Origin of the sequence: Parvibaculum sedimenti (assembly GCF_009184905.1) — a bacterium.
Classification (GTDB): domain Bacteria; phylum Pseudomonadota; class Alphaproteobacteria; order Parvibaculales; family Parvibaculaceae; genus Parvibaculum; species Parvibaculum sedimenti.
The window spans coordinates 228,084-252,406 of sequence record NZ_WESC01000001.1; the positions used below are offsets into that span (position 1 = coordinate 228,084).

General features: G+C 62.3%; 26 protein-coding genes and 1 tRNA gene. 17 read left to right on the forward strand and 10 right to left on the reverse strand.

Going from position 1 to position 24,323, the window contains the following annotated elements; all coding sequences use genetic code 11:
- Positions 1-66: 66 nt before the first annotated feature.
- A complete protein-coding gene (locus F2P47_RS01085) occupies positions 67-459 on the forward strand; it encodes a translational machinery protein (RefSeq protein ID WP_152214310.1) in 393 nt (130 codons plus the stop codon).
- Positions 460-536: 77 nt separating this feature from the next.
- Here F2P47_RS01085 and F2P47_RS01090 read toward each other — a convergent pair whose 3' ends face one another.
- On the reverse strand, positions 537-1,319 hold the full coding sequence (locus F2P47_RS01090; protein WP_152214311.1) for an alpha/beta hydrolase: 783 nt from the start codon (positions 1,317-1,319) through the stop codon (positions 537-539).
- Between the two features lie 66 nt (positions 1,320-1,385).
- Between F2P47_RS01090 and F2P47_RS01095 the strand changes: the two genes are divergently transcribed.
- The 3 genes from F2P47_RS01095 (at position 1,386) to infC (ending at position 3,667) form a co-directional block, all read left to right on the forward strand.
- On the forward strand, positions 1,386-2,630 hold the full coding sequence (locus F2P47_RS01095) for a glycosyltransferase family 4 protein (RefSeq protein WP_246176676.1): 1,245 nt from the start codon (positions 1,386-1,388) through the stop codon (positions 2,628-2,630).
- Positions 2,623-2,991 carry a hypothetical protein gene (locus F2P47_RS01100; RefSeq protein ID WP_152214313.1) on the forward strand — a complete coding sequence of 123 codons (369 nt, stop codon included), beginning with the start codon at positions 2,623-2,625 and terminating at the stop codon, positions 2,989-2,991. Before F2P47_RS01095 ends, F2P47_RS01100 begins: the two co-directional genes overlap by 8 nt.
- A 139-nt stretch (positions 2,992-3,130) precedes the next feature.
- Positions 3,131-3,667, forward strand: coding sequence for a translation initiation factor IF-3 (infC, locus tag F2P47_RS01105; protein WP_152214314.1), 537 nt, complete (start codon positions 3,131-3,133; stop codon positions 3,665-3,667).
- A gap of 70 nt (positions 3,668-3,737) precedes the next feature.
- On the opposite strand, the gene F2P47_RS01110 is transcribed toward infC, so the two are convergent.
- Positions 3,738-4,691, reverse strand: coding sequence for a glycerophosphodiester phosphodiesterase family protein (locus F2P47_RS01110; protein ID WP_185680881.1), 954 nt, complete (start codon positions 4,689-4,691; stop codon positions 3,738-3,740).
- Between the two features lie 257 nt (positions 4,692-4,948).
- On the opposite strand from F2P47_RS01110, the gene F2P47_RS01115 reads away from it, so the two are divergent.
- The 3 genes from F2P47_RS01115 to F2P47_RS01125 all read left to right on the forward strand — a co-directional run bounded on the left by F2P47_RS01115 (position 4,949) and on the right by F2P47_RS01125 (position 7,057).
- The gene (locus tag F2P47_RS01115; protein WP_152214316.1) at positions 4,949-5,200 is read left to right on the forward strand and encodes a hypothetical protein; all 252 of its coding nucleotides are present in this window, start codon (positions 4,949-4,951) and stop codon (positions 5,198-5,200) included.
- 82 nt (positions 5,201-5,282) lie between these two features.
- Complete coding sequence (locus F2P47_RS01120; protein WP_152214317.1) at positions 5,283-6,530, forward strand: LLM class flavin-dependent oxidoreductase; 1,248 nt, start codon at positions 5,283-5,285, stop codon at positions 6,528-6,530.
- Between the two features lie 101 nt (positions 6,531-6,631).
- Entirely contained in the window at positions 6,632-7,057 is a 426-nt protein-coding gene (locus tag F2P47_RS01125; protein WP_152214318.1) for a MarR family winged helix-turn-helix transcriptional regulator, read from the forward strand.
- Here the strand turns inward: F2P47_RS01125 and F2P47_RS01130 are convergent.
- A complete protein-coding gene (locus F2P47_RS01130) occupies positions 7,054-8,436 on the reverse strand; it encodes a 4Fe-4S ferredoxin (protein WP_185680882.1) in 1,383 nt (460 codons plus the stop codon). The genes F2P47_RS01125 and F2P47_RS01130 overlap by 4 nt on opposite strands.
- Before the next feature lie 156 nt (positions 8,437-8,592).
- Between F2P47_RS01130 and F2P47_RS01135 the strand changes: the two genes are divergently transcribed.
- Entirely contained in the window at positions 8,593-8,979 is a 387-nt protein-coding gene (locus F2P47_RS01135) for a hypothetical protein (RefSeq protein ID WP_152214319.1), read from the forward strand.
- 22 nt (positions 8,980-9,001) lie between these two features.
- On the opposite strand, the gene F2P47_RS01140 is transcribed toward F2P47_RS01135, so the two are convergent.
- On the reverse strand, positions 9,002-10,483 hold the full coding sequence (locus F2P47_RS01140; protein ID WP_152214320.1) for an AMP nucleosidase: 1,482 nt from the start codon (positions 10,481-10,483) through the stop codon (positions 9,002-9,004).
- Between the two features lie 206 nt (positions 10,484-10,689).
- Between F2P47_RS01140 and rpmI the strand changes: the two genes are divergently transcribed.
- The 7 genes from rpmI to lepA all read left to right on the forward strand — a co-directional run bounded on the left by rpmI (position 10,690) and on the right by lepA (position 18,614).
- Positions 10,690-10,890, forward strand: a complete 201-nt coding sequence (gene rpmI, locus F2P47_RS01145) for a 50S ribosomal protein L35 (protein WP_152214321.1) — start codon at positions 10,690-10,692, stop codon at positions 10,888-10,890.
- 29 nt (positions 10,891-10,919) lie between these two features.
- On the forward strand, positions 10,920-11,276 hold the full coding sequence (gene rplT / locus F2P47_RS01150; RefSeq protein WP_152214322.1) for a 50S ribosomal protein L20: 357 nt from the start codon (positions 10,920-10,922) through the stop codon (positions 11,274-11,276).
- Positions 11,277-11,451: 175 nt separating this feature from the next.
- The gene (gene pheS / locus F2P47_RS01155; RefSeq protein WP_152214323.1) at positions 11,452-12,546 is read left to right on the forward strand and encodes a phenylalanine--tRNA ligase subunit alpha; all 1,095 of its coding nucleotides are present in this window, start codon (positions 11,452-11,454) and stop codon (positions 12,544-12,546) included.
- Entirely contained in the window at positions 12,543-14,975 is a 2,433-nt protein-coding gene (gene pheT / locus F2P47_RS01160) for a phenylalanine--tRNA ligase subunit beta (protein ID WP_152214324.1), read from the forward strand. The genes pheS and pheT overlap by 4 nt, the downstream gene beginning before the upstream one ends.
- A gap of 5 nt (positions 14,976-14,980) precedes the next feature.
- Entirely contained in the window at positions 14,981-15,766 is a 786-nt protein-coding gene (locus tag F2P47_RS01165) for an alpha/beta fold hydrolase (RefSeq protein ID WP_152214325.1), read from the forward strand.
- A gap of 129 nt (positions 15,767-15,895) precedes the next feature.
- On the forward strand, positions 15,896-16,720 hold the full coding sequence (locus F2P47_RS01170; protein WP_152214326.1) for an enoyl-CoA hydratase-related protein: 825 nt from the start codon (positions 15,896-15,898) through the stop codon (positions 16,718-16,720).
- 91 nt (positions 16,721-16,811) lie between these two features.
- On the forward strand, positions 16,812-18,614 hold the full coding sequence (gene lepA, locus F2P47_RS01175) for a translation elongation factor 4 (protein WP_152214327.1): 1,803 nt from the start codon (positions 16,812-16,814) through the stop codon (positions 18,612-18,614).
- Between the two features lie 71 nt (positions 18,615-18,685).
- Here lepA and F2P47_RS01180 read toward each other — a convergent pair whose 3' ends face one another.
- A complete protein-coding gene (locus F2P47_RS01180) occupies positions 18,686-18,973 on the reverse strand; it encodes a hypothetical protein (protein WP_152214328.1) in 288 nt (95 codons plus the stop codon).
- A 187-nt stretch (positions 18,974-19,160) separates the two neighbouring features.
- On the opposite strand from F2P47_RS01180, the gene F2P47_RS01185 reads away from it, so the two are divergent.
- Positions 19,161-19,250 (forward strand) — tRNA-Ser (locus F2P47_RS01185).
- A 401-nt stretch (positions 19,251-19,651) separates the two neighbouring features.
- Here the strand turns inward: F2P47_RS01185 and F2P47_RS17835 are convergent.
- Positions 19,652-20,095, reverse strand: coding sequence for a hypothetical protein (locus F2P47_RS17835; protein WP_246176678.1), 444 nt, complete (start codon positions 20,093-20,095; stop codon positions 19,652-19,654).
- Here F2P47_RS17835 and F2P47_RS01195 point away from each other — a divergent pair.
- Positions 20,064-20,681: a thermonuclease family protein gene (locus F2P47_RS01195; RefSeq protein ID WP_246176679.1), complete on the forward strand. Its 618-nt coding sequence runs from the start codon at positions 20,064-20,066 to the stop codon at positions 20,679-20,681. The two genes, F2P47_RS17835 and F2P47_RS01195, sit on opposite strands and share 32 nt — an antisense overlap.
- Here F2P47_RS01195 and F2P47_RS01200 read toward each other — a convergent pair.
- From F2P47_RS01200 to F2P47_RS01215, 4 genes are all read right to left on the reverse strand, one after another.
- Positions 20,678-21,082 carry a hypothetical protein gene (locus F2P47_RS01200; protein ID WP_152214331.1) on the reverse strand — a complete coding sequence of 135 codons (405 nt, stop codon included), beginning with the start codon at positions 21,080-21,082 and terminating at the stop codon, positions 20,678-20,680. The genes F2P47_RS01195 and F2P47_RS01200 overlap by 4 nt on opposite strands.
- Positions 21,079-22,416 (reverse strand): recombinase family protein, encoded by a 1,338-nt coding sequence (locus tag F2P47_RS01205; protein ID WP_152214332.1) that lies wholly within the window; start codon positions 22,414-22,416, stop codon positions 21,079-21,081. Before F2P47_RS01205 ends, F2P47_RS01200 begins: the two co-directional genes overlap by 4 nt.
- A complete protein-coding gene (locus F2P47_RS01210; RefSeq protein WP_152214333.1) occupies positions 22,413-22,844 on the reverse strand; it encodes a DUF2924 domain-containing protein in 432 nt (143 codons plus the stop codon). The genes F2P47_RS01205 and F2P47_RS01210 overlap by 4 nt, the downstream gene beginning before the upstream one ends.
- A gap of 851 nt (positions 22,845-23,695) precedes the next feature.
- Positions 23,696-24,310, reverse strand: a complete 615-nt coding sequence (locus F2P47_RS01215; protein ID WP_152214334.1) for a hypothetical protein — start codon at positions 24,308-24,310, stop codon at positions 23,696-23,698.
- Between the last annotated feature and the right edge of the window lie 13 nt (positions 24,311-24,323).

Here is a 24,323-nt window from a genome sequence, read left to right on the forward strand (position 1 = left end):
TGATCTGGCTCAGGGAGCCATGCCTGCGTTTGAGCTAATGTGACTGCATACAAGGGAGATACCTGAATGACTCACTATCACGCCGCTGTCTGGATCGACCATCACGAAGCCCGCATCGTTTCCTTCAATCCGGACGAACATGCGACGGCTACGTTGCAGCATCATCAGGCGGTCAAGCATACGCAGCACAGCGCCGGAAAGTCGCGCAACTGGCGCGCCCCGGAAGACCCGGCCTATTACGAGGAAGTCGCCAAGGGCCTCGACGGCTTCGGCGAAATTCTGATCGTCGGTCCGGCCAATGCGAAGTTCGCCTTCCTGAAGCATCTTCAGGCCAAGCATCCGGCGCTTGCGGCCAAGGTCGTCGGCATCGAAACGGTCGACCACCCGAGCGATGGCGAGCTTACCAATTACGCTCGCGCCTATTTCTACAAGAAAGACCGCACACTGCCGCAGCTCTGAGCAAGGCAGTTCGGGATTCCGACGCGAGAGGCAATCCGGTTGGGTTGCCTCTTTCGTTTTTGCGCCGGTGTTTGGATTCAGCGAGACTCGATTTCGGCGAGCAGCGTTTCAATCGTCTGCGTCAGCCGTGCGATGTCTTCCGGTGTCGAGAGGCGGTGATCGCCGGTCTTCGTCATCGTGATGGCGACATTGTTCGATTCCAGCGCATCGACGAGCCGCATGGCGTGTTTCCGCGGCACGTCGGGATCGGCCATGCCCTGCAGGATACGTACGGGAACCTTGATCGGGATGGGCTGGTCCAGCAGAAGGTGGCTCCGCCCCTCCTCGATCAGCTTCATCGTGATCTCATAGGGCTCTTCGTCATATTCGGACGGGCGGCGATAAACGCCATCGCGCAGCAATATCTCGCGCACTTCGTCCGAAAAGTTCTTCCACATCAGTTCTTCGGTGAAGTCCGGCGCGGGCGCGATGAGAATGAGCGCCTTGACGCGCTCGGGCCGCGCGAGGGCTGCGAGCAGCGCAATCCAGCCCCCCATGCTCGATCCGACCAGCACCTGCGGCCCCTCGGCCAGCGCGTCAATTGCGGCCAGCGCATCCTCGCGCCAGTGGCCGATGGTCGCCTCGCTGAAATCGCCCGATGATGCGCCATGCGCGAAATAGTCGAAGCGCAGGAAATGGCGCCGTGCGCGCCTTGCCCATTCGGCCAAAGCCCCAGCCTTCGTGCCCGTCATGTCGGATTTGAAGCCGCCGAGCCATGTGAGGCCGGTGGGGCCTGCGGGCGCCGCGGGCCTCTCGATCCGGTAAGCGAGGCTTTCGCCGTCGGGACGGGCGAGCTTGCGGGGGTCTGGGCTGTCGGTCATTGTCTGTTATGTATCGCGGTGATGGCCGGGTCGACCGGCAAAACATACATCAGGCAGAGACGAGCCGTGTCCATTTCATTCGAAAACCTGTCGCCACGCCCCGCGATCCTGCAAGTGATTCCGTCGCTCAATATTGGCGGCGCGGAGCGCACGACCATCGACATGGCCCGGGCCATCATTGCGGCGGGCGGGCGCGCCGTCGTCGCAAGTTCGGGCGGACGGCTGCTCAATGAGCTTATTGCCGCCGGCGGCGAGCATGTTGACATGGATGTCCACTCCAAGAATCCCATCATCATGGCGCTCAATGTCGAGCGTCTGACGCGCCTCGCCGAGCGCGAGAAGATCGACCTCATTCATGCGCGAAGCCGCGCGCCTGCGTGGAGCGCGCTCGCCGCCGCCCATCGTCTCGGCCTTCCCTTCGTCACCACCTATCATTCCAAGGTGCATGAAGCGCCGCGCCTCAAGGTCTTTTACAATTCCGTGATGACGCGCGGCGACGCTGTGATCGCGAATTCTTCCTATACGGCGGAACGCATCGGCCGCGTTCATGCGCCAGATCCAGCTCGCCTCTTCGTCGTGCCGCGTGGTGTCGACACGGATTATCTCGACGAAGCCGCTGTCGAGCCGGAGCGCATGGCGGCGCTGCGCCTGCGCTGGAACATTCTGGATGACGGGCGCGCCATCTTTTTGCTGCCGGCGCGCATTTCGCGCTGGAAGGGGCAGAAGCTCGCCATTCAGGCGGCGGCGGACCTGCTGTCGAGCGGCGTTACCGGCTTCCGGCTTCTCCTTGTCGGCGACGCGCAGGGGCGCAACGCCTTCGTGAAGGAGGTGCAGGACATGATCGGCGATCCGGACCTCGCCCGCCATGTCGCCCTTGTCGGCCACTGCGACGATATGGCGGCGGCCTATGCGCTGAGCGATGTCGTGCTTTCTCCCTCGATCGAGGCGGAGCCTTTCGGCCGCGTCGCGGTCGAGGCGCAGTCGATGCGCCGTCCGGTGATCGTCAGCGATGCGGGCGGCCAGCGCGAAACGGTGCTGACGCCGGAAATGACGGGCGGCATCGAGAATGCGACGGGCCTCGCGGTCGAGCCCAATGACGCAAAGGCGCTCGCGGCGGCCATGAAGGCCGTCCTCGAACTCACGCCTGAAGCCCGCCGCGGCATGGGAGAGCGGGGCAGGGCAAATGCGCTCGCCCATTATTCGGTCGGGGCCATGACCGGGGCGACGCTCGACGTCTATGCGCGGCTGATCGCTCGCAGCCGGGATAAACGCAGCGCTGCGAAGCATGGTGGGGCGAAGCGCGGTGGCTGAGCCGAAGCCGGTCCTCGTGATCCTCTTCGATGCAGGCAGGCATGGAGAAACGCCGCGCGACATGTTCGACGCGGTTGCCCGGCTCCATCCGGGGTCGGAAGTGATCCTGCTCACCACGCCCGACGCGGCTCCGCGTCTTGCAGGGCTGTGCACCACGATCTGGACCGATGGCGCGGCGCGAGGGCCTGTCCGGCTTCTCGCCCTTGTGCGGCGCATCTCCTGGGCCCATATCGGACATATCTACGATCTTGAGATGTCCGCCCTCACGCGTTTCATGCGCTTTTGTGTGTGGCCGATGCCACAATGGCATGGGCCTGAGGCGCTTCGAGCGGCTCTGCCGCAGGTGAAGCCCGTTTCTTGACTTGCGGGGGGCGCACTTCAAATCTATAGCTTTGCAGCAATGATCGTCCGTCGATGGCCCGATTTCGGGCCTTTGAGCCCTTTCAGCCGAGCGAATCCCGCTCCCCGGGCATGGCGGACCAGCTAAAGGAGAAGGTTACATAGCTCGCAGACCAGTTCAGGCGCCGCCCACCCGCGAGGGCCCGCGCATCAACGAAATGATTGATGAGTCGACCGTTCTGCTCATCGATGCCGAAGGCGAAAAGCGGGGCGTGATCCCCACAGTGGAAGCCATGAGGATGGCGGAAGAGGCAGGACTCGATCTCGTCGAGGTGTCGCCCAATTCCAAGCCGCCCGTGTGCAAGCTTCTGGATTTCGGCAAATTCAAATTTCAGGCCCAGAAAAAGGCCAACGAAGCGCGCAAGAAGCAGAAGACCGTCGAGGTCAAGGAAATCAAGATGCGCCCGAACATCGACACGCATGACTATGACGTGAAGATGAAGAGCATGCTTCGCTTCTTCGATGAAGGCGACAAGGTCAAGGTCACGCTTCGCTTCCGTGGCCGCGAAATGGCGCATCAGGAGCTCGGTATGCAGCTTCTCATTCGCGTCAGGGACCAGGTAGAAGATATCGCCAAGGTCGAGGCGCATCCGCGTCTTGAAGGCCGACAGATGGTCATGGTGCTGGCGCCGAAGTAAGGCAGCCGCGCCCTGATCGGGACGAGGACGGGCTCGACGCCGTGAGGCGCCGGGCCCTTCTTTTTGCGTATCAGCCGAGCGTTGCCTTCAGCACGTCGGGCCGGTCGGTAAGGATGCCGTCGACGCCGAAGCCTGCGAGGCGACGCATGTCATCTGCCGCGTCGACCGTCCAGCAGGATACTTCAAGCCCCAGCGATTTCGCGAGTGCTGTCGTTTCCAATGTCACATCGCCATACCAGGCGAACCAACCGTTGGCGGGCGCCGCCGCGATGGCCTTGAGCAGCCGCTCGGCGAAGTTCGCGCCCTGCTGGGCACGCCAGTCGAAGCCCGCGAAGAAATCGGCGCCATTGGCTGACGCCTTGCGCATTGCCGCATCTTCCGATCCGGGCGCGTCGCGCGTTGCCGAAGTGTCGGCAGGGTCGATCTGGAAGAAGGGCGATGTCGTGAAGGCATTGCCGATCTCGGGCGCGATGGCTTTCGCATGGGCAAGCGCGCGCCAGTCAAAGGAGACGAAGGTGGTCTGCTCAGCCATGCCCTTCCGGCGGGCGAGCGCCACGGCGGCTTCCGCCAGGGGCGCGGGCGACGCTGATTGTGCGAGGTCGAGCAGTGCGGTCTTGAGTTCCACATAGAGCCGGAAATCGGGCTTCGCCTTCCGCTTCACCAGGTCATAGACATCCTCGAGCTTCGGGATACGTGCGCCGTCGAATGGCGTCTGGTCGGGATAATGAGCGCCATAGCGTGAGCCGGGACGCAGTCGGCCCACGTCATAGGCCTGCAGCGCGGCAAAGCTGAGCTCCTTGATGAGCGGCGTTGGCCGGTCGAGCCATTTTCCCTCCGGCCCTCGCGCGATGGCTGGCTTCAGGCTCTCGTCGTGATGGACGACGAGAATGCCGTCGCGGCTCAGATGCACGTCGAGTTCGATCCCGTCCGCGCCGCGCTCGATGGCGCGCTCGAAGGCTTCCATCGTGTTTTCAGGCCAAAGGCCGGAGCCCCCGCGATGGGCAATCTGAAGCGGCTTTGTCATGGGTCGGGCTCGCAATTGGGGCAAATGGGGGGTGAAGGGGAACATATCGGCCCTGCCAAGCCAAGCGGCTGGATGCCCTGGATTACCGCTTGATTTGGATAGACCTAATTGCTCACTCCCCTTTTGGCCATTGCCAATAATATAGAACATTAGATATATATTCATAAGGCTTGTTTGTGTATGTTGCATCCGGAGAGCTTCCCCGGTGGGAGCGTTCCGGGATTGTGGGCGCTCCGGGACAGAAAGAGGCAGCGGCTATGTCTTTCATGAGCTTCTGGAAACATCTGACGCGGCGACGCCGAATCTCCTTCTATGACAGCCAGCATGCCATGCGGGCGGCCATTGCGAGTCTGGGGCCGATCGATCTGACGCGGCTGAGCGACGACGAGCTTCGCCGTATCGTTGCCGAGGAGCCGGATTCGATGCGTGGAGACGCCGCGCGGCGTCATCTTGCCTGGCGCGCCTATTGTGATCCCGCATCCGGCCCCGATATGCCGGCTGCCAACTGACGGTCTTTCAGCTGGAAGCGCTGGCACTGGCCGACGCTTCGCCTACAATCCTCTCAAAAGAACAAAACATCGGGAGGATGGAATGAAGTTCGGCGTATTCTACGAATTGCAATTGCCCAAGCCCTGGAAGCCGGGAGACGAAGCCCGACTTTTCCATGAAGCGCTCGATCAGCTCGTGCTCGCCGACCAGCTCAGCTACGACTATGCGTGGGAAGTCGAGCATCACTTCCTCGACGAATATTCTCATTCATCCGCACCCGAAGTATTTCTCGCCGCTGCCGCCGCGAAGACGTCGCGCATCAGGATCGGCCATGGCATTCGTCAGGTGATCCCGAACTACAACCATCCCGCCCGCACGGCGGAAGGCCTCGCCACGCTCGACATCATCTCGAATGGACGCGTCGAATTCGGCATCGGCGAAGGTGCAACGAGACTCGAACTCGGCGGCTTCAATATCCCTGCGCGGGAAAAGCGCGCCATGGCGATCGAGGCGGGCGAGCAGATCGCCAACATGATGGCGCTCGATCCCTATCCGGGCTACGAGGGCAAATATTTCTCGATGCCTTGCCGCAACGTGCTGCCGAAGCCGGTGCAGGATCCCCATCCGCCGATGTGGATGGCCTGCACCAACCGCGACACGATCAAGGTCGCGGCCTCGCTCGGTCTTGGCGCGCTGGCCTTTTCCTTCGTCGATCCGAAGGAAGCGGAGATCTGGTCGGAAATCTACTACGGCATCATCAAGTCGGAGCAATGCGTTCCGCTTGGCCATTCGGTCAATGCCAACATCGCCATGGTTTCGAACTTCTCGGTTCATCACGACCGCGCCGAAGCGATCCGCCGCGGTCATGAAGGTTTCGAGTTCTTCGGCTATGCGCTCAATGCTCTCGTCGCGCATGACACGGTGCCGGGGCGCACTGACATGTGGGGCGACTACCTCAAGGCGCGTGGTAACCGCACGCAGGAAGTGATCGACGCGGCAGCGCGCGCCGATGCCATCGCCACCGGTATCGGCACGCCGGATGACATGCGCGCACATCTCAAGGCCTTCCAGAATGCGGGCGTCGATCAGGTGATCTTCATGCAGCAGGCGGGCCGTAATCGCCATGAGCATATCTGCGAGTCGCTGGAACTCTTCGCTGCCGAAGTCATGCCTGAGTTCAAGGCCGAGGTTGCCGGGCGCGAAGAGCGCAAGGCGCGCGAACTCGCGCCGTATATCGAGGCGGCGCTTAAGCGGAAGAACTGGATGAAGCCGCTGGCCGACGATGAGATTCCGGTCGTCAAGGCATCCGTCGCCAAGGCGCAGGTGAACCAGACCGCGCCCGCGGAATGATTGAGGCGGCGCGAGTGTCGCCGCATCTCCGCTTTCGCTTGTGCCTTTCCCCACAGCATCCTATGTGTAGCTACACATAGGATGCTGTGAAAGGGAGAGCCATGACCACCGAAGCCGATGTGCGGGAAAGCTGCGCTGCGCTTCGCGCGCGGATGGCGGCGCGTAAATTGACCCGCCTCTACGACAGGGCGCTGAAGCCGACGGGCCTGAAGATCACGCAATTCACGCTGTTGATCGCGATCGAGGAAGGCAGCGTGAAATCGCTGACCCAACTCGCCGACGCGCTGGCGCTCGAACGGTCGAGCCTTGTTCGCAACGTGCAGCTCCTGGAAGGCGAGGGACTGATCGAGGCGGAGCCCTCGGGCTCCGGTCGCTCGCTCGGGCTCAAGCTCACCAAAGAGGGGCGCAAGGTGTTGACCCAGGCCCTGCCACTCTGGCGCAAGGCGCAGGACGAGGTGGAGGGAAATCTCGGGTCCGCCTGGCCCAGCGTGAAGAAATCGCTCCATCTCCTGATTTCAAAAGCCTAGCCCGCGCGCTTCGGCGCCCGCACGCGATAGACGGGAAAGCAGGCACGAATCCGCTTCACGAGGCCGATATCGCCGTCGATCCGCGCGCCATATGCCGTCACCGCGTCGTCGATCGAAAGATCGTCCCTGAAGATTTTGTGCAGCACCGGCCATGTCAGCGTGAGCGTTGCATCGGGCGCCGCAGACGCCCTGAACTCGACAGCCACGCGCTGATTGCGCACCGACAGCGTTGCAGGCAGAGGCCCGTGATCCTCGACGAAGATCGCCAGCGTCGCGTCGAGACCGCGCGATTTCTTCCGTTGGAACGTAAGCGTCAATCCGAAGAGAAAGCCGTAGGGATTGTCCGAGGGGATGGTCCAGTCAACCACCTTCACCTGCTTGTGAGGCAAGCGCGCGGGCAGACTTTCCTCCGCATCCGAACCCTTGAGCACGAAGACGGTTTCAGGTTTGGCGAGCAGCGGATCGAGAATGCGTTTGCGGAAGCCGATGCGGTCTTCGACGAAGCTGCCGAGCACGTCCAACCCTGCGGGGCAGGCGCTCAGGCAATAGGCCGCCTTGTAGCCTGGTTTGAAGGAAAGGCTTTGCCACATGGAGACGCTCTCGCCCGGCGACACGCGGCAGTCATAGTCGTCGGCATCCTCCGCTTCCGCGACTTCATGCACCCAGTCGATGAAGCCGCCCATGAACTCCCGGTAGTTATGCGTGTAGCAGGCCGAGAAATTGAAGGTGCCATCGGCGCCGATGGCCTCGACGGGGCAGGCGGCCACGCAGAGTTTGCAATCGAGGCAGGGCGCATAGTTGAGCGGCGTCGAGAGCTCGTCTATCTCGCGGTCGATGACGATGGTGCCGAGCAGGATGAAGGTGCCGAAGCGCGGATGGATCACATTGCGGTGGAGGCCCATCTTTCCGAGACCGGCGGCCTCGGCGATCGGCTTGTGGGAGATGATGCGCATGGCGGAAGGATAGGCCTGCGCTTCCATTGGGAAAGCGGCCGTGGGCGAGACGGCGCCTATCCCCAGGGCTTCGAGCTTGCGCACGGCTTTTCGCCCGGCGGCATTTATTTCGTCATAGGTCTGGTGGAATTCCTCATTCGCGACCGAGCGGACGGTCGTCCGCACATTCTCGCGATTCATGCGGATGACGAAGCTGACGAGGCTTTTCGCGCCCGGAAGGAGTGCGTCGATCCACGCCTTCTGATCCGCGATGGCCGGGTTGGCGAGCGAGACGAAGCCGCAGTCATTCGCGCCGCAGGCGAGCATCAACTCGCGAAGGAAGGCGGCGGAGAGAGGCACCTGGTCGGCCGCTGCGGGACGTCCGCCGGCCCGATAGCGGGCAATGTCCGGATGCTCCGTCGTTGCGGGGGTGGCGTCCTGCGGCATGTTCATCTCTCAAAATAGTGTAACTACAACATGTATATGCACTATAGAGGAGCCGGTCAAGCGGTCGGCTCCGGAGATATTGTTTTGCGGGCGTGCAACCTTTCAGCACCCCGGCTCGTTCTGTCAGAGCGGGGTGGTGGGGTATGGAGTGTGGTCATGCGCAGAAATCTGAAGCTCGCGGGATTGGCAGCGCTGGCGGGTCTTGGTTTGGGACTCGCCGGCTGCGTGGCCTATCCTGTGGGGCCGGACGAATATGTCTATCGGCCAGCCTATGGGTATGCCTATTACGGACCCTATTATTACGGGCCCGGCTATTACGCCCCTGGCTATGTGAGCGGCTCCTTCTTCTATTACGACGCGCCGCACCGTTATTGGCGCTCGCGGCCTTATTATCGCGGCCCTTGGCATGGAGGGCCGCATGATTTTGGCGACCATCACGGGCCCCGGCCCGATTACCATCCCGACGGTGGCCACAGGCCGCACGGCAGCTCCGGGCCTTATATGGGGCCTGGAAGCAGCACGATACAACGCCCCCGTCGCTGAGGCGCGGCGGATATGAAGGGCGCTATCTGAAGGCCGGTTCGTCGAAGCTTCTGAGCTTGCGTGAGTGAAGCTCGTCGACGCCGCGTTTGCGGATGAGTCTGATCGCCTCTATGCCGATGGAGAGATGCTGGCTGACGCGCTGGCGGTAAAAGGCGTTGGCCATGCCGCGCAGCTTGATCTCGCCATGCATCGGCTTGTCCGAAACACAGAGCAGCGTTCCATAGGGCACGCGGAGCCTGAAGCCGTTTGCGGCCACTGTGGCACTCTCCATGTCGATCGCGACTGCGCGCGACTGGTTGAAGCGCGTGTAGAGTTCCTCGTAGCGAAGTTCCCAGTTGCGATTGTCGGTGGAGACGACGGTGCCGGTGCGCATGCGCGTCTTGAGTTCGGGCGGCTCAAGGCCTGTCACGCGTTCGACCGCTTCCTGCAGCGCCACCTGAACCTCCGCGATAGGCGGCACGGGCACGAAGGGTGGCAGGTCCTGATCGAGCACCTTGTCGTCGCGCACATAGGCATGGGCCAGAACGTAATCGCCGAGCTGTTGCGAACGGCGCAAGCCTCCGCAATGGCCGATCATCAGCCAGCAATGGGGGCGCAGCACCGCGAGATGATCCGTGATCGTTTTCGCATTGGCGGGCCCGACGCCGATATTCACAAGCGTGATACCGAGCCTGTCCTCGCGCACGAGGTGATAAGCGGGCATTTGCGGCAAGGCGCGGTTGCCCGGCGCTTCTTCGCTGGGCGTTTGCCCTCGCTCCTGCACGAGGTCGCCCGGCTCGACGAAGCGGATGTAGTTTTCATCGCCGCTGCCTTCCGCCACGAGGCGGCGGCCAAGCGCGGCGAATTCGTCGACATAGCGCTGATAATTGGTGAAGAGGACGAAGCGCTGGAAATGCACCGCATTCGTGCCCGTGTAGTGGTGCAGGCGCTGTACGGCGAGATCGACGCGCTCGGCCGAGAAGAGCGAAAGCGGCCGGGGGGCACCGGACGCAGGCCGATGTGTGCCGTTCGCGACCGCGTCGTCCACCTGGGCGAGATCGGGCAACGCGAAGACGGCGCCGAGCGCGCGCACATCCTCGGGGCCGATGTCGGTCGTCGCTTCCTCGACCACGAAGGGTAGCGGAATCGGCCGCTCCGATAGGCCGACGCTCACAGGCACGCCGTGATAGTCGATGAGCCGCGCGATCTGGGCGCGGTAGTAATCGGCAAAGAGATCCGGCCGCGTCAGCGTCGTTCCGAAGCTGCCCGGATAGGCGAGCGTGCCCCAGGAGGGGCGGCTGTCATAAACGAGGTTTTCGGGCTCGACCGTCATGCCCAGATAGGGATAACAGGCGGAACGGGTCGCCGCTCCGCTCCGCTCGCCCCTGGCGAAAGCGGTGAAGCGCTGGCGCACCTCGGCGGCGGATCGTTCATAGATCTCGCGGATGCGGGCAAGCGCGGCGTCGGCGTCGTTGAAGGTTTCGAGGTCGCGGGCGGGATGGGGCGGGAGAACTGGTGTCGTCATGGCTGTGAAGCTTAGGTTTCCCCATCGGCCTCGTCGAGCGGTTCGGACCTTGACCTGCGGCCTTTTTCCCTTATAAATCCGCGCCTTCGGGACCGCCCGGCCATGAAGGGCATGCCGTGGCGATCCGAAAAGCCTAGACTGGCTCCGTTTTTCCTTGAGATATCAAGGTCTTCAGCGAACGGAGCCCACCTATTAAGGAGTGCAAAATGCCCAAGTTGAAGACCAAAAGCGGGACCAAGAAGCGCTTCAGGCTCACCGCATCCGGCAAGATCAAACGCGGCCAGACGGCAAAGCGCCACGGCATGATCAAGCGGACGAACAAGCAGATCCGCAACAAGCGGGGCACGACCATCATGGCGGACGTCGATACGGCGCGCGTCTTGAAATTCTTCATGCCCAACGCGTGAACCGGAACAATCTGTAAGGAGCTCGAACCATGTCGCGCGTCAAAAGGGGTGTAACCACCCACGCTCGTCACCGCAAAGTGATCAAGAAGGCGAAGGGCTATTACGGCCGTCGCAAGAATACCTTCCGTACGGCGAATCAGGCGGTCGAGAAGGCCGGCCAGTACGCCTATCGCGATCGTCGCACCAGGAAGCGCAATTTCCGCTCGCTCTGGATCCAGCGTATCAACGCCGGCGTCCGCGAGCTGGGCCTGACCTATGGCCGATTTATCGATGGCCTCAGCAAGGCTGGCATCGAAGTCGACCGCAAGGTGCTCTCCGATCTCGCCATCCACGAGCCTGAGGCCTTCAAGGCCCTGGTCGAAAAGGCGCAGGCCGCTCTCGCTTAAGAGCCGCTGCCGCTTTACCTGACCGTTCAGGGCCGGTACACCCGTCGGGACCCCGCGCTGTCACAGCGCGGGCCTTCCCGGGGTGAGGGCGGATCGTCGATCTCTCACTTCTGTTCCCCCTCGCTCCTGCGGTTACATCCCGGCGAATGGCGGAACATCGAAGCTTGAGAAGGTCATGACGGACATTCAATCTGAAGTCGAAAAGCTCGAAGCGGAATTCCTCACCGCCATCGCGGATGCAGTGGAAGAGCGTGTGCTCGAAGACGTGCGCGTCGCCGCGCTCGGCAAGAAGGGCCGCGTTTCTGAGCTGATGAAGGGTCTGGGCTCCATGAGCCCCGAGGAGCGCAAGACCGTGGGGCCGCTGCTCAACGGCCTCAAGGATCGCCTCACCGATGCGCTGGCCGCGCGCAAGACGGCGCTGGCCGAAGCCGCGCTCGAAACGAGGCTTGCGAGCGAGAAGATCGACGTCACGCTGCCCTTGCGCGAAAGCGCCATTGAGGCGGGCCGCATCCATCCGCTCTCTCAGGTCTGGGATGAAGTGGTCGCGGTCTTCGCCGATATGGGCTTCTCGGTCGAGCAGGGCCCCGATATCGAGAGCGATCACTATAACTTCACCTCGCTCAATTTCCCCGAAGGCCACCCGGCGCGGGAGATGCACGACACCTTCTATTTCGAGCCGCGCGCCGATGGTTCGCGTCCGTTGCTGCGCACGCATACGAGCCCGGTGCAGGTCCGCACCATGGAGAAGGGCAAGCCGCCCTTCCGCTTCGTCTGCCCCGGCCGCACCTATCGCTGCGACAGCGACCAGACGCATACGCCGCAGTTCCACCAGATCGAAGGCCTCGTCATCGACGAGACGACGCATCTCGGCCATCTCAAATGGACGCTGGAGGAATTCCTCCGTGCCTTCTTCGAGGTCGAAGGCGTGGAGCTTCGCATGCGCCCGAGCTTCTTCCCCTTCACCGAGCCTTCAATGGAAGTCGATGTGCGCTGCGCGCGTCTCGGCAACGAGATTCGCATCGGCGAGGGCAATGACTGGCTCGAAATTCTCGGCTGCGGCATGGTCCATCCGAACGTGCTGAAGGCGGCAGGCGTCGACCCGGAGAAATATCAGGGCTTTGCCTTCGGCATGGGCCTCGACCGGCTTGCGATGCTGAAATACGGCATCCCCGATCTGCGCGCCTTTTTCGAAAGCGATCTGCGCTGGCTGCGCCACTATGGATTCTCGGCGCTCGATGTGCCGACGCTCGCGGGAGGGCTCACGTCGTGAAGTTCACACTCTCCTGGTTGAAGGACCATCTCGAAACCGACGCAACGCTCGACGAGATTGCCGAGCGTCTCACCATGCTCGGCCTCGAAGTCGAAGGCATTGTCGATCCGGCGAAGAAGCTCGGCGATTTCGCGGTGGCGAAGATCATCGAAGCCGTGCCGCATCCCGACGCCGACAAGCTGCGCCTCTGCAAGGTCGAAGCACTCGTCGACGGCAAGCGTCAGGTGCTTCAGGTCGTCTGCGGTGCGCCCAATGCGCGTTCCGGGCTCACCGGCATTTTCGCGCCGTCGGGCGCCACCATTCCGGTCAACGGCATGGTGCTGAAGCCGACCAAGATTCGCGGCGTCGAATCGAACGGCATGATGTGCTCCGAGCGCGAGCTTGAGCTTTCCAACGAGCATGACGGCATCATCGAATTGCCCGATAGCTGGGAAGTCGGCACGCCGGCTTCCGAAGCGCTTGGCCAGAACGATCCCGTCATCGAAATCGCGATCACGCCGAACCGCCCGGACTGTCTTGGCGTCTATGGCGTCGCGCGCGATCTCGCGGCGGCAGGCGTCGGCAAGCTGAATGATGGCTCGGTAAAGCCGCTGCCCGGCAACTTCGACAGCGCCACCGGCATCAAGCTCGAATTCGCTCCCGGTACGGATAATGCGTGCCCCGTCTTTGCGGGCCGCATGGTGAAGGGCGTCGCCAACGGCCCGAGCCCCATCTGGATGCAGAAGCGGCTGAAGGCCGTCGGTCTTCGTCCGATCAATGCGCTCGTCGACATCACCAATTACATCTCGCTCGATCGCGGCCGTCCTCTGCACGTCTATGATGCGTCGAAGCTCAAGGGCGATATCCGCGCCCGTCTGGGCCGCAAGGGCGAGAGGCTCCTCGCGCTCGACGGCAAGGAATATGATGTCCAGCCCGACTACTGCGTCATCGCCGACGACGCCCGCGTTCTCGGCTTTGCCGGCGTGATGGGTGGCGAAGAGTCGGGCTCGTCGGAAGCGACGACCGAAGTCTTCATCGAAAGCGCCTATTTCGATCCCTACCGCACGGCCAAGACCGGCCGCGCCACGGGCATCGTCTCCGATGCGCGTTACCGCTTCGAGCGCGGTGTCGATCCGGCTTTCGTCATCGATGGTCTCGAACTTGCGACACGCATGGTGTTGGAGCTTTGCGGCGGTACGCCGTCCAATGTCATCGTCGCGGGCAAGGAGCCCGTGCCGACGAAGGCCATCGGCTTCGATCCGATGCGCGTCGAGAAGCTCACCGGCCTTACGCTCCCGCGCGTCGAGGCCGAAACGATCCTGAAGAGGCTCGGCTTCGGTGTTGCCGAGATGTCGGATGGACTTCTCGATGTGAGGGTGCCGAGCTGGCGTCCCGATATCGACGGGCAGGCCGACCTCGTTGAGGAAATCGTGCGCGTGCATGGTCTCTCCGCCGTGAAGTCGGTGGCGCTGCCCCGCGCCCATGCCGTTTCGAGGCCGGTGCTTTCGGTGCAGCAGCGCCGCGAGCGTCAGGCGCGGCGTGTTCTGGCCGCGCGCGGGCTCGTTGAAACGGTCAACTGGTCCTTCATCTCGAAGGCGGCGGCCAATCTCTTCGGTGGCGGCAATGCGACGCCAGGGCTGAAGCTCGCCAATCCCATCTCGTCCGACATGAGCCATATGCGGCCGACCCTGCTTGCGGGTTTGATCGTGGCCGCAGGCCGCAATGTCGATCGCGGCTTTGCTGATGTCGCGCTGTTCGAAGTGGGCCAGCAATTCGCCGACGATACGCCGGAAGGCCAGTCGACCGCCGCGACGGGCATTCGCCGCGGCACGGCGCGTCCCAATGGCGCGGGCCGTCACTGGCAGGGCAAGGCCGGTCCGGTCGATGCGTTCGATGCGAAGGCTGATGCCGTGGCACTGCTTGCGGCGCTCGGCGCGCCGAACCTTCAGGTGAGCGCGGAGGCGCCTGCCTGGTATCACCCGGGCCGCTCCGGCGCCTTCAAGCTCGGGCCCAAGAACGTGATCGGCTATTTCGGCGAGATCCATCCGCGCGTGCTGGCGGAACTCGATGTCGCCGGTCCCGTTGTGGGCTTTGAAATCTTCCCGGCGGCGATCCCCGAGCCGAAGAAGAAGGCGACCAAGGCAAAGCCGCCGCTCGATCTTTCGGCCTTCCAGCCGCTTCGTCGCGACTTTGCCTTCGTGGTCGATGCGGGCGTCAGTGCGGACCAACTGATCCGCGCCGCGCGTAATGTCGACAAGAAGCTGGTGGCTGATGTTTCGCTCTTCGACGTCTTCGAAGGCGGCGCGCTCGGAGACGGCAAGAAATCGCTGGCGATCGAGGTGACCTTGCAGCCGGTCGAGAAGACGTTGACCGACGAGGACATCGAGGCGGTATCGAAGAAGATCATCGCCGCGGTTGAAAAAGCCACGGGTGGCACGCTGAGGAGCTAGAACTCGTGAACTTCGAGGCTTATGAACTCGATAGAAAAGACGGCGAGGGCCGCGACATCGTGCTCCGGGGACGGAGCATCGGGCGCGGCCCTTCGCTTGTCATGCTGGCCTCTCTGGGGCGGCCCGGCACTGACTTCGACGAGGTGGCGATCACGCTCGCAAATGCAGGATACCGCGTAACCTTGCCGGAACCGCGCGGGTTCGGTGGCAGCACGGGCCCGATGGAGGAGCTGACGCTCCACGATCTGGCGGAAGACGTCGCCCATGTCATCGAGCATGTGGCGGAGGGGCCGGTGGCGCTGGCCGGCCACGCCTTCGGCAATCGCCTTGCGCGGACGACGGCGGCGGACCGGCCGGAGCTCGTGTCCAAGGTCATACTGCTCGCCTGCGGCGGACTGATCGAAATGCCGGAAGAGGCGCGCAAGGCGCTGATCGGCTGCTTCGATGAAAAGCTCTCGCCCGAGGAACATATCGAATGCGTGCGCTACGGGTTCTTCGCAAAGGGTAACGATCCCGAAGTCTGGCGCGACGGCTGGTCCCTGCCGGTCATGCTGATGCAGTCCTCGGCTGTCAGGCGCACGGCGGTGGAGGATTGGTGGGAGGCTGGCGGCCAGCCCATGCTGGTGGTGCAGGCGACGGAGGACGCGATCGCGCTTCCCGCCAATGCGCATGATCTGAAGGCACGGCTTGGCGACCGGGTGACGCTGGTGGAGCTGCCCCATGCGGGCCATGCCATGCTGCCCGAACAGCCGGATCGGATCGCCGACGCGATTTTCGAATTCCTGAAGTGAACGTCATGGCCCGATTTATTCGGGCCATGACGGATGTCAGACCGGGGATAAGTTTTGAGAAGAAGGAATAACTTATCCTCCACCCGTCCCGACCTCCTATATCCTGCGTGAAGGCAGGAGGAGACGGGCATGGAACTGAAAACGATCATCTACAAGGTCGCCGATCTGATCGCGACGATCACGCTGTCGAGGCCGAAGCGGCGCAACGCCTGGACGGGCCGCATGCATACCGAATATCGCTGGGCGCTGGAGCAGGCGGATCGTGACCCCGCCGTCCGCGTCATCGTGGTGACGGGCGACCCGGAGGGGGACGCCTTTTGCGCGGGCGCCGATCTCGGCGCGCTGGAGGGCCATTCGGAAAAGGGCCGCTACGATCCCGGTATCACGGAGGACATAGCGAGGCCGGGATATGGCGTCGCGCCCGAGTTCGACGCGACTTTCGCCTATCATTTCGGTCTGGCGAAGCCCGTCATCGCGGCGGTCAACGGCGCGGCGGCGGGCGTCGGCCTCGTGCTCGCGGCTTATGCCGATCTCCGCTTTGCCGTGCCGGGGGCGAAATTCACCGCAGCTCATGGCCGGTTCAACTTCCCGGCGGAATATGGGCTCTCCTGGCTGCTGCCCCGCATTGTCGGCCTCACCCATGCCAACGACATCCTGCTGTCGAGCCGGGTCTTTACGTCCGACGAGGCGATGGCGATGGGCTTCCTCAACAAGCTCCTGCCGCCGGAGGAGCTGATGCCCTTCGTGATGGATTATGCAAAACGCATGGCCGAGGGCGTCTCGCCGGGGTCGCTCCGGGTCACGAAGAACCAGATCTACACCGACCTCCACCGCGACGCGGCCAGCGCCGTCAACGAGGCCGAGCGGCTCTTGTCTGAAATGGCGACCCATCCCGACTACAAGGAAGGGGTGAAGGCCTGGATGGAGAAGCGCAAGGCCAAGTGGCAGGGCTGATCCGGGGAGGGCGACCTCCCCCGGAAAACCCCCGAGATTGGCTTAAGGGCCGCGCCAGTGCTATATGAGCGCGCCTGAGTGTAGAGAGCCCATGACAGACCTCGCCCATATCCGCAATTTCTCCATCATCGCCCATATCGACCACGGGAAATCCACCCTGGCCGACCGGCTGATTCAGCTCTGCGGCGGGCTCGAAGCCCGCGAGATGAAGGAGCAGGTCCTCGACTCGATGGATATCGAGCGCGAGCGCGGCATCACGATCAAGGCCCAGACCGTCCGCCTCGACTACAAGGCGAAGAATGGCGAGATGTATGAGCTGAACCTCATCGACACGCCCGGCCATGTCGACTTCGCCTATGAGGTCAACCGGTCGCTCGCCGCCTGCGAGGGCTCGCTCCTCGTCGTCGATGCGAGCCAGGGCGTCGAGGCGCAGACGCTGGCGAATGTCTATCAGGCGCTCGAAGTGAACCACGAGGTCGTGCCGGTCCTGAACAAGATCGACCTGCCCGCCGCTGACCCCGAAAAGACGCGCCAGCAGATCGAGGACGTGATCGGCCTCGACGCTTCGGACGCGGTGGAGATTTCGGCCAAAAGCGGCATCGGCATTCCTGATGTGCTCGAAGCGATCGTCAATCGCCTGCCGCCGCCCAAGGGCGACATCAAGGCGCCCCTCAAGGCGATGCTGGTCGACAGCTGGTATGACAGCTATCTCGGCGTCGTCGTGCTGGTGCGCATCATCGATGGCGAGATGAAGAAGGGCCAGCGCGTGCTGATGATGGGCACGGGCGGCGTCTATACGCTCGAACAGGTCGGCATCTTCCGCCCCAAGCGCGAAAACGTGGCCAGCCTTACGCCGGGCGAGATCGGCTTCTTCACGGCCTCGATCAAGGAAGTGGCCGACACGCGCGTCGGCGATACCATCACCGAGGAGCGCCGGCAATGCGCCGCGCCGCTCGAGGGCTTCAAGCCCGCGCAGCCGGTTGTCTTCTGCGGTCTCTTCCCGGTCGACGCCTCGGAGTTCGAGGATCTGCGCGAGGCGATGGGCAAGCTGCGCCTCAACGATGCGAGCTTCGAGTTCGAGATGGAAACCTCGGCAGCGCTGGGCTTCGGCTTCCGTTGCGGCTTTCTGGGGCTGCTTCATCTCGAAATCATTCGCGAGCGCATCGAGCGCGAATTCAACATTGACCTCATCACGACCGCGCCTTCGGTCATCTATCATCTGCACATGACGGATGGGACGGTGCAGGAGATGCACAATCCTGCCGACATGCCGGACACGATGAAGATCGACCATATCGAGGAGCCCTGGATCAAGGCGACGATCCTGGTGCCCGACGAATATCTGGGATCGGTGCTGAAGCTCTGCGAAGACCGGCGCGGCCATCAGGTTGACCTCACCTATGCCGGGTCGCGCGCCATGCTCGTCTACCGGCTGCCGCTCAACGAAGTCGTGCTCGACTTCTACGACCGCTTGAAGTCGGTAAGCCGCGGCTATGCGAGCTTCGACTATCACATCGAGGGCTATGAAGAGGGCGACCTCGTCAAGATGACCATTCTCGTCAATGACGAGCTGGTCGATGCGCTCTCGACCATCGTGCATCGCTCGCGCGCCGAGCAGCGTGGCCGCGCCATGTGCGAGAAGCTGAAGGAGCTGATCCCGAAGCACCTCTTCAAGATTCCGATTCAGGCGGCCATCGGCGGACGCATCGTGGCGCGCGAGACGATTGCCGCCATGCGCAAGGACGTGACCGCCAAATGCTATGGCGGCGACATCAGCCGAAAGCGCAAGCTGCTCGACAAGCAGAAAGAGGGCAAGAAGAAGATGCGGCAGTTCGGCCGTGTCGACATCCCTCAGGATGCCTTTATCGCCGCGCTGAAGATGGACGAGAACTAGCCGCCCTCACACCGGCGCCGGAATGTGAAAAAGCCGCTCCTTTATTGGGAGCGGCTTTTTTGTCGGTCTTTTCAGCCGCGTGTCACGCGGATGAGGCCGGCGATAACGATGCCGGTGACGCCGAGGACCGCCCAGGCCGGGTAGCTGAAGACGGTGTCCAGCGGGCCGGAAATGGCGCCGGCATGGGCCGTGACCCAGCTGAGAAAGGCGTCGAGCGATGACTTGTGCAGCATGGCCCAGAGTTCGGCGAATGAACGGATTTCGACCGTGCCGGCTTCAAGCGACCGCAAGGCATCGGAGCCCAGCGCCATCAGCGCGAGCGTTATCAGGAGCAGTCCAATCAGTCGGAAAAGAACCATTTAAAGAGCCCCCCAGCTCCACGCGAAAGGTTGACCAATTCGGGCGAGAACGGTAGCGGCAAGCGCCGTCCCAAACAAGGACACTGATTATCGGGCAGAAGCGCCAAATCCCCGTTGCGGCTGGTTGATTCAGCGTTCTTGTCTTGTATAGTGCCGGCCGCGGACGGCTGGTCAGCCGGTTCGATCCGGAGGGATGGCCGAGTGGCTGAAGGCGCACGCTTGGAAAGCGTGTTTGCGGGAAACCGTAACGTGGGTTCGAATCCCACTCCCTCCGCCAGTTTCCTTTGCAAACTCGCAAAGGCGCGCCAACGACGGCAGAATTTCTTTAGCATTCAAAGGAGGTTGGCCAGACTAACCGAACCTCAGAGACTGGCAGATCGGCGATTTTCGGTCTCTGAAGGGCCTTCGTCTCTAACCGAGCGAACCTCGCCAGATTTGGTTCGGTCACGAAAAGCGGCTCATTTTCAGTGGATTGTGGATTTCACCCGACCGAACTTTCTGTGGCTGACCGTTCGGCTACCGCAGCATTCAGAGAACGCGAAGTAGGCGCATTCTGAAGCGTGCGTGCGTAGCCAGTCGGGCATTCCTGGGCCCTTCGATATGAGGGCGATATGAGGGTCAGGCAAGCTTCCGTTGAACCATTGGACACTGCTCCGGATCAATCAAAACCTCGTTCATTTACTCCAGCGATAACCTCGCCCGACGCTCCTCTTCGTCGACGATGCTTTCGACGATCTCATAGTTCATTGGCGCGTTGCTGATCCGCGCGACTTCCGCAGCCACTTTTGCCCAGTGAAGGAAACCCTGCCCATCACCGGCAAAGCGAGCACGTGCAGCAGCCCGCTGTGCATCATAATAGGCTGTAATAGGATCTCGCTCGATCAGCTGGCGGGCATCGTCCTGGAAAAGACGCCTTATTTGTTGACGCCTTTCAATCCATGCCGAAACGGCAGACAATACGCCCATGATTCTTCGACCTTTTCTTTTTCCCCTGATTGCCGTTACGACGCTGCTTGCACATTCGGCGACTCCGGCAGCAGCAGCGACAATAACAGGCCCGGCAAGAATTTCCGATGGCGACACCATCTCGGTGAAGGGCACGAGGATCCGGCTGAACGGCATCGACGCGCCGGAAACCGATCAGGTGTGCATCGACAAGGCTGGCAAAACCTACGCTTGCGGGATCGCTGCACGCGACGCGTTGATCGAACTTGTCCAGAAGCGGCCGGTTGCCTGCACCGGAGACGAGATCGACCGCTATGGCCGGCGCATCATGATCTGCTTCGTCGACCGGATGGACATCAATGCCGCAATGGTGGCCAGCGGCTGGGCGCTCGCCTTCCGGCGCTACTCGGATATCTATGTCAGCCAGGAACAGACCGCGCGTGCCGGTCAGGAAGGTCTGTGGTCGGGTGCATTCATCGCGCCATGGGACTGGCGCCATCGTGGTTCGCAGACAGAAATCCTTGGTGCATTGTCCGTCCCGATCGACGCACAGCAGCGTCTCTTGCCGCAACCGCTGGCGTCCGTCAGTCCAACGACAGGGTGTCACATCAAGGGCAATATCAGCCGGAACGGCGCCCGAATTTATCATGTGCCGGGCCAGCAGAATTACGACAAGACTAGAATTACGGAGAGCAAGGGCGAGCGCTGGTTCTGCACCGAGGATGAGGCGCGGACGGCCGGTTGGCGCCGGGCCCGAAACTAATCCAGCCGAACCTCAAACGTGCCAAACACCGCCGCCATCTGCTCCGCCCACGGTCGGTCCGCTACCGCGACCAGGTCGTTCAACGAAAGCGCCGGTAGCACACGCCTGATGACGAGGTGTTCGAGCACTTCGGGCGACAGGTAGGCGAGCCGCATCATCCGGCTCACGAACCGGTCGGAGACTTTCTCGGCGGCAGCAATATCGTGAATGGTGGAAGCGGCACCGGTTTCCAGCTGCCGCCGCCAACTCCATGCTCGGGCGATGGCGCGCAGCACATGGGGATCCTGCGCCCGGCCGTTTCGCGCGTCCACATCGTCGGGCGGCAGGATCTTCGGCCGCCCATTGCGCTTGCGGATCGTCAGTGGGATGACGACGCGGATGGTGTCCGGCGTGGCGCTCATGCGCAGGCCTCCTTCTGGCGGGGCGCCATCATGTCCCGCAGGACCGAGCCCAGCCCCTCCTGGCGGAGGTCGACGGCAATGCCGCCCTCACCGACGGTCACCCGCTCGACCAGAAGCTGGACGATGCGGGTCTGCTCTGCGGGATACAGCGCAGCCCAAAGCTGATCGAACTCGCCGAGCGCCGTGACGACCGCTTGCTCGTCAACGGTCGGGCTCCCGTCACGCAGGGCCTTGATCGTTCGTGCCGCGATCTCCGGCGCGCGGATCATGCGGCGGATCTCCCCGACGACGGCGTCCTCGACCATCCCTGCGGGCAAGCGCAGCGGACCCGGGGCGTCGCCGGTTGGGCGGTTGCGGATCAGGTCCATCGAAGCGTAGTAGCGATAAAGGCGCGTGCCCTTTTTCGTCGCCGTCGGCGTCATCGCGGCGCCGGTCTCGGTGAAGATGATCCCTTTCAGAAGCGCCGGGGTTTGGCGGCGCGTGTTCTTCGCTCGCAGACGTGGGCTCTCCTGAAGGATGCTGTGCACCTTGTCCCACTGGTCACGATCGATGATGGCCTCGTGCTCGCCGGGATAGGCCGCGCCCTTGTGGACGGCTTCACCTCGATAGACGCGGTTGTTTATGAGTTTGTAGAGGAAACCCTTGTCGATCAGCTTGCCGCGCTTGTTCAGCACGCCTTCGGCCGCCAGCGATTTGGCCAGCGTCGTGGCGGAGCCGATGGCAACGAACCGCTCGAAGATCATCCTGACTGTCGCGGCTTCGGCTTTATTGATCACCAGCTTGCGATCGCGCACGTCGTATCCCAGCGGGACGTAACCGCCCATCCACATGCCGCGCTTGCGCGAGGCGGCGACCTTGTCGCGGATGCGCTCGCCGATCACCTCTCGCTCGAACTGGGCGAAGCTCAGGAGGATGTTCAGCGTCAGTCGTCCCATCGACGTCGTAGTGTTGAACGACTGCGTGACCGACACGAACGTCACCTGATTGCGGTCGAAGATCTCGACCAGCCTGGCGAAATCCATCAGCGAGCGCGACAGCCGGTCGATCTTGTAGACCACGATCACGTCTATCAGCCCGGCCTCGACGTCCTGGATGAGGCGCTTCAGGCCAGGTCGCTCCAGCGTGCCGCCGGAAAAGCCGCCGTCGTCGTAGGGCTCGCGGATGGCGGACCACCCCTCGGCCTTCTGGCTCGTCACATAGGCTTCGCAGGCCTCGCGCTGGGCGTCGAGGCTGTTGAACTCCATGTCGAGCCCTTCCTCGCTCGACTTGCGGGTATAGATGGCGCAGCGCTGGCGGCGCGGCAGAATCGCGACGGATTCCTGAGAGCGGCTCATCGGTCGTCCCTCCGGGCTTCGCGGAGGCCGAAGAAGCGGTAGCCGTTCCATTGTGTGCCGGCGATTGCTCGCGCCACCGCCGAAAGCGACTTGAACTTGCGGCCCTGCCAGTCGAAGCCGTCCTTCATCACGGTGACCGTGTGCTCTACTCCGTCCCATTCGCGCACGAGCCGGGTGCCGACGACCGGGTTGCGGGAATCCGCGATGATCGCCTTGCGCCCGATCCTGCCCTCGATTTCGTCGGCCAGCAGATCCAGCGTCCGGCGCGTCTCGCGCGAAAGCCCGCCGAGGGTCAGTTCCTGGATCCGGTAGCCGAGCCTGAGCTCGAGGTAACTGCGGCTGTTGTTCGGGGCGGGCGTGCCGAAGAGGCTCTCCCACTTCGTCTTAAGTTCGACCACCGTCATTCGCTTCAGCGCCGCAAGCTGCATGACCACGCTCCCGCCCGCCGCGGTGCTCTCGCGTGGCCGCCGCGGTCTGGTTTCAGTCCGTTTCGTCGCTTCTGGCATCATTGCCCTCCAACTCGGTTGCTCGGTTTGCAACGACCAACACGGCGTTTGAGGGCGAGAATGTCGAATGAACTGTCTTCGCCAGCTGCAGATAAAGAACTGGACTGTTCCGACTGAATACGTCTCAGGCCCGCAGCGAGGATTCTGGCGAGTTCATCGAGGCGTTCGTCCGCCGACATGCGGTCGGCAGGCATGGGGTTGGGGCCGGATCGGGCGTCTTGCATGAGACCGTTCGCAACAGAGGATGACTGGCGAAACGGTAGTCGTAAAACACCAATAAGCAAGCATAATCAAGGTGTTATCATGATAGTGCGCAATCATTAGAAAACTTGCGCAGGATTCGAATGGCACCGAAGCGTCTTGTTGCTCATCACGGGATTTTTCGCCTCGAATCAAGCTGCAGAAATCAGGTGTGCCCGTAACTTTGACAGCCGATGAATTTTCTCTCCGGCGTTGATACCCCAGGCTCATAACCTGAAGGTCGCAGGTTCAAATCCTGCCCCCGCAACCAAATTCGCCCGCTAAGTCAAAGGCTTGGCGGGTGCTTTGATTCCACGCTTATGTTTCCATCACGCCCGTGGAAGCACTGTGGAAGCAAGAGGGCGCGCAATCGTGCGCAGTCGAACACTCCCGTTATCATCATTGATGCTGGAGCTCCGTTGCCCCGACTAGGGCTATGGCCGGCACTACGCTCACGCGGAACCGAAGCGTGCCCCACGCCATGAGTTCGGAAGCAGGGACGACACCTCGACCACTCCAATTGCCGAGATGGGCTACCAACCCGGCTGCGCATCCTTAAGACTGCCCAAAAACCCATCGCTGCCCATGAAGTAATTCTCGATCGCCTGAACTGTGTCACGAAGCTGCAACAAGTCGATCATCTCACAATCAATGTCGAAGGGCTGCCCCTTTCGGCTGGATGGGTACCGAAACGTCTCCGAAAAGGGGTCGATCTTCGCGAACTCGGCGACGCACTGCTCGACGGCGTCAGTGCCGTGTTCTTCGGGATGATCAGAACCGAGGTTGCGAAGCAACGTCCGGAAGTCTCTCCATAGATCTTCAAGTCTGTGGTGTGACCAATTCGCTGTCACATTGCCCATTGATCCATACTGTTCGAGCATACCCTTCAACGTAAGCTCCAGAAAATGTCGGTAGCAAAAGACAATTGGGTAAACGAGCTTCCGCCTTCGCCATGCCTCGGCTTCGGCTTGGTCCACCAGCAGATCGGCTGCAAGCTTGTATCCTTCCGTCAAATGATAAAGCCGCTCACCAGGGTGGTGCGCCAGGAATGCTCCGTACGCCAGTTGGTCGTGGGAAAATAGTTTGTCTCCTATCTTCGGCCATCTGAAGTCTTTCTCAAGGAGGTCAGTGAAGGTCGACGCGGCCATGGAACTCTCTCAC

Bases quoted from the DNA above. Each gene is read 5' to 3' on its own strand.
- F2P47_RS01085 (WP_152214310.1), top strand. From the start codon at position 67: ATGACTCACTATCACGCCGCTGTCTGGATCGACCATCACGAAGCCCGC.
- F2P47_RS01090 (WP_152214311.1), bottom strand. From the start codon at position 1,319: ATGACCGACAGCCCAGACCCCCGCAAGCTCGCCCGTCCCGACGGCGAA.
- F2P47_RS01110 (WP_185680881.1), bottom strand. From the start codon at position 4,691: ATGACAAAGCCGCTTCAGATTGCCCATCGCGGGGGCTCCGGCCTTTGG.
- F2P47_RS01115 (WP_152214316.1), top strand. From the start codon at position 4,949: ATGTCTTTCATGAGCTTCTGGAAACATCTGACGCGGCGACGCCGAATC.
- F2P47_RS01120 (WP_152214317.1), top strand. From the start codon at position 5,283: ATGAAGTTCGGCGTATTCTACGAATTGCAATTGCCCAAGCCCTGGAAG.
- F2P47_RS01125 (WP_152214318.1), top strand. From the start codon at position 6,632: ATGACCACCGAAGCCGATGTGCGGGAAAGCTGCGCTGCGCTTCGCGCG.
- F2P47_RS01130 (WP_185680882.1), bottom strand. From the start codon at position 8,436: ATGCCGCAGGACGCCACCCCCGCAACGACGGAGCATCCGGACATTGCC.
- F2P47_RS01135 (WP_152214319.1), top strand. From the start codon at position 8,593: ATGCGCAGAAATCTGAAGCTCGCGGGATTGGCAGCGCTGGCGGGTCTT.
- F2P47_RS01140 (WP_152214320.1), bottom strand. From the start codon at position 10,483: ATGACGACACCAGTTCTCCCGCCCCATCCCGCCCGCGACCTCGAAACC.
- rpmI (WP_152214321.1), top strand. From the start codon at position 10,690: ATGCCCAAGTTGAAGACCAAAAGCGGGACCAAGAAGCGCTTCAGGCTC.
- rplT (WP_152214322.1), top strand. From the start codon at position 10,920: ATGTCGCGCGTCAAAAGGGGTGTAACCACCCACGCTCGTCACCGCAAA.
- pheS (WP_152214323.1), top strand. From the start codon at position 11,452: ATGACGGACATTCAATCTGAAGTCGAAAAGCTCGAAGCGGAATTCCTC.
- F2P47_RS01170 (WP_152214326.1), top strand. From the start codon at position 15,896: ATGGAACTGAAAACGATCATCTACAAGGTCGCCGATCTGATCGCGACG.
- lepA (WP_152214327.1), top strand. From the start codon at position 16,812: ATGACAGACCTCGCCCATATCCGCAATTTCTCCATCATCGCCCATATC.
- F2P47_RS01180 (WP_152214328.1), bottom strand. From the start codon at position 18,973: ATGGTTCTTTTCCGACTGATTGGACTGCTCCTGATAACGCTCGCGCTG.
- F2P47_RS17835 (WP_246176678.1), bottom strand. From the start codon at position 20,095: ATGCCGTTCAGCCGGATCCTCGTGCCCTTCACCGAGATGGTGTCGCCA.
- F2P47_RS01200 (WP_152214331.1), bottom strand. From the start codon at position 21,082: ATGAGCGCCACGCCGGACACCATCCGCGTCGTCATCCCACTGACGATC.
- F2P47_RS01205 (WP_152214332.1), bottom strand. From the start codon at position 22,416: ATGAGCCGCTCTCAGGAATCCGTCGCGATTCTGCCGCGCCGCCAGCGC.
- F2P47_RS01210 (WP_152214333.1), bottom strand. From the start codon at position 22,844: ATGCAGCTTGCGGCGCTGAAGCGAATGACGGTGGTCGAACTTAAGACG.
- F2P47_RS01215 (WP_152214334.1), bottom strand. From the start codon at position 24,310: ATGGCCGCGTCGACCTTCACTGACCTCCTTGAGAAAGACTTCAGATGG.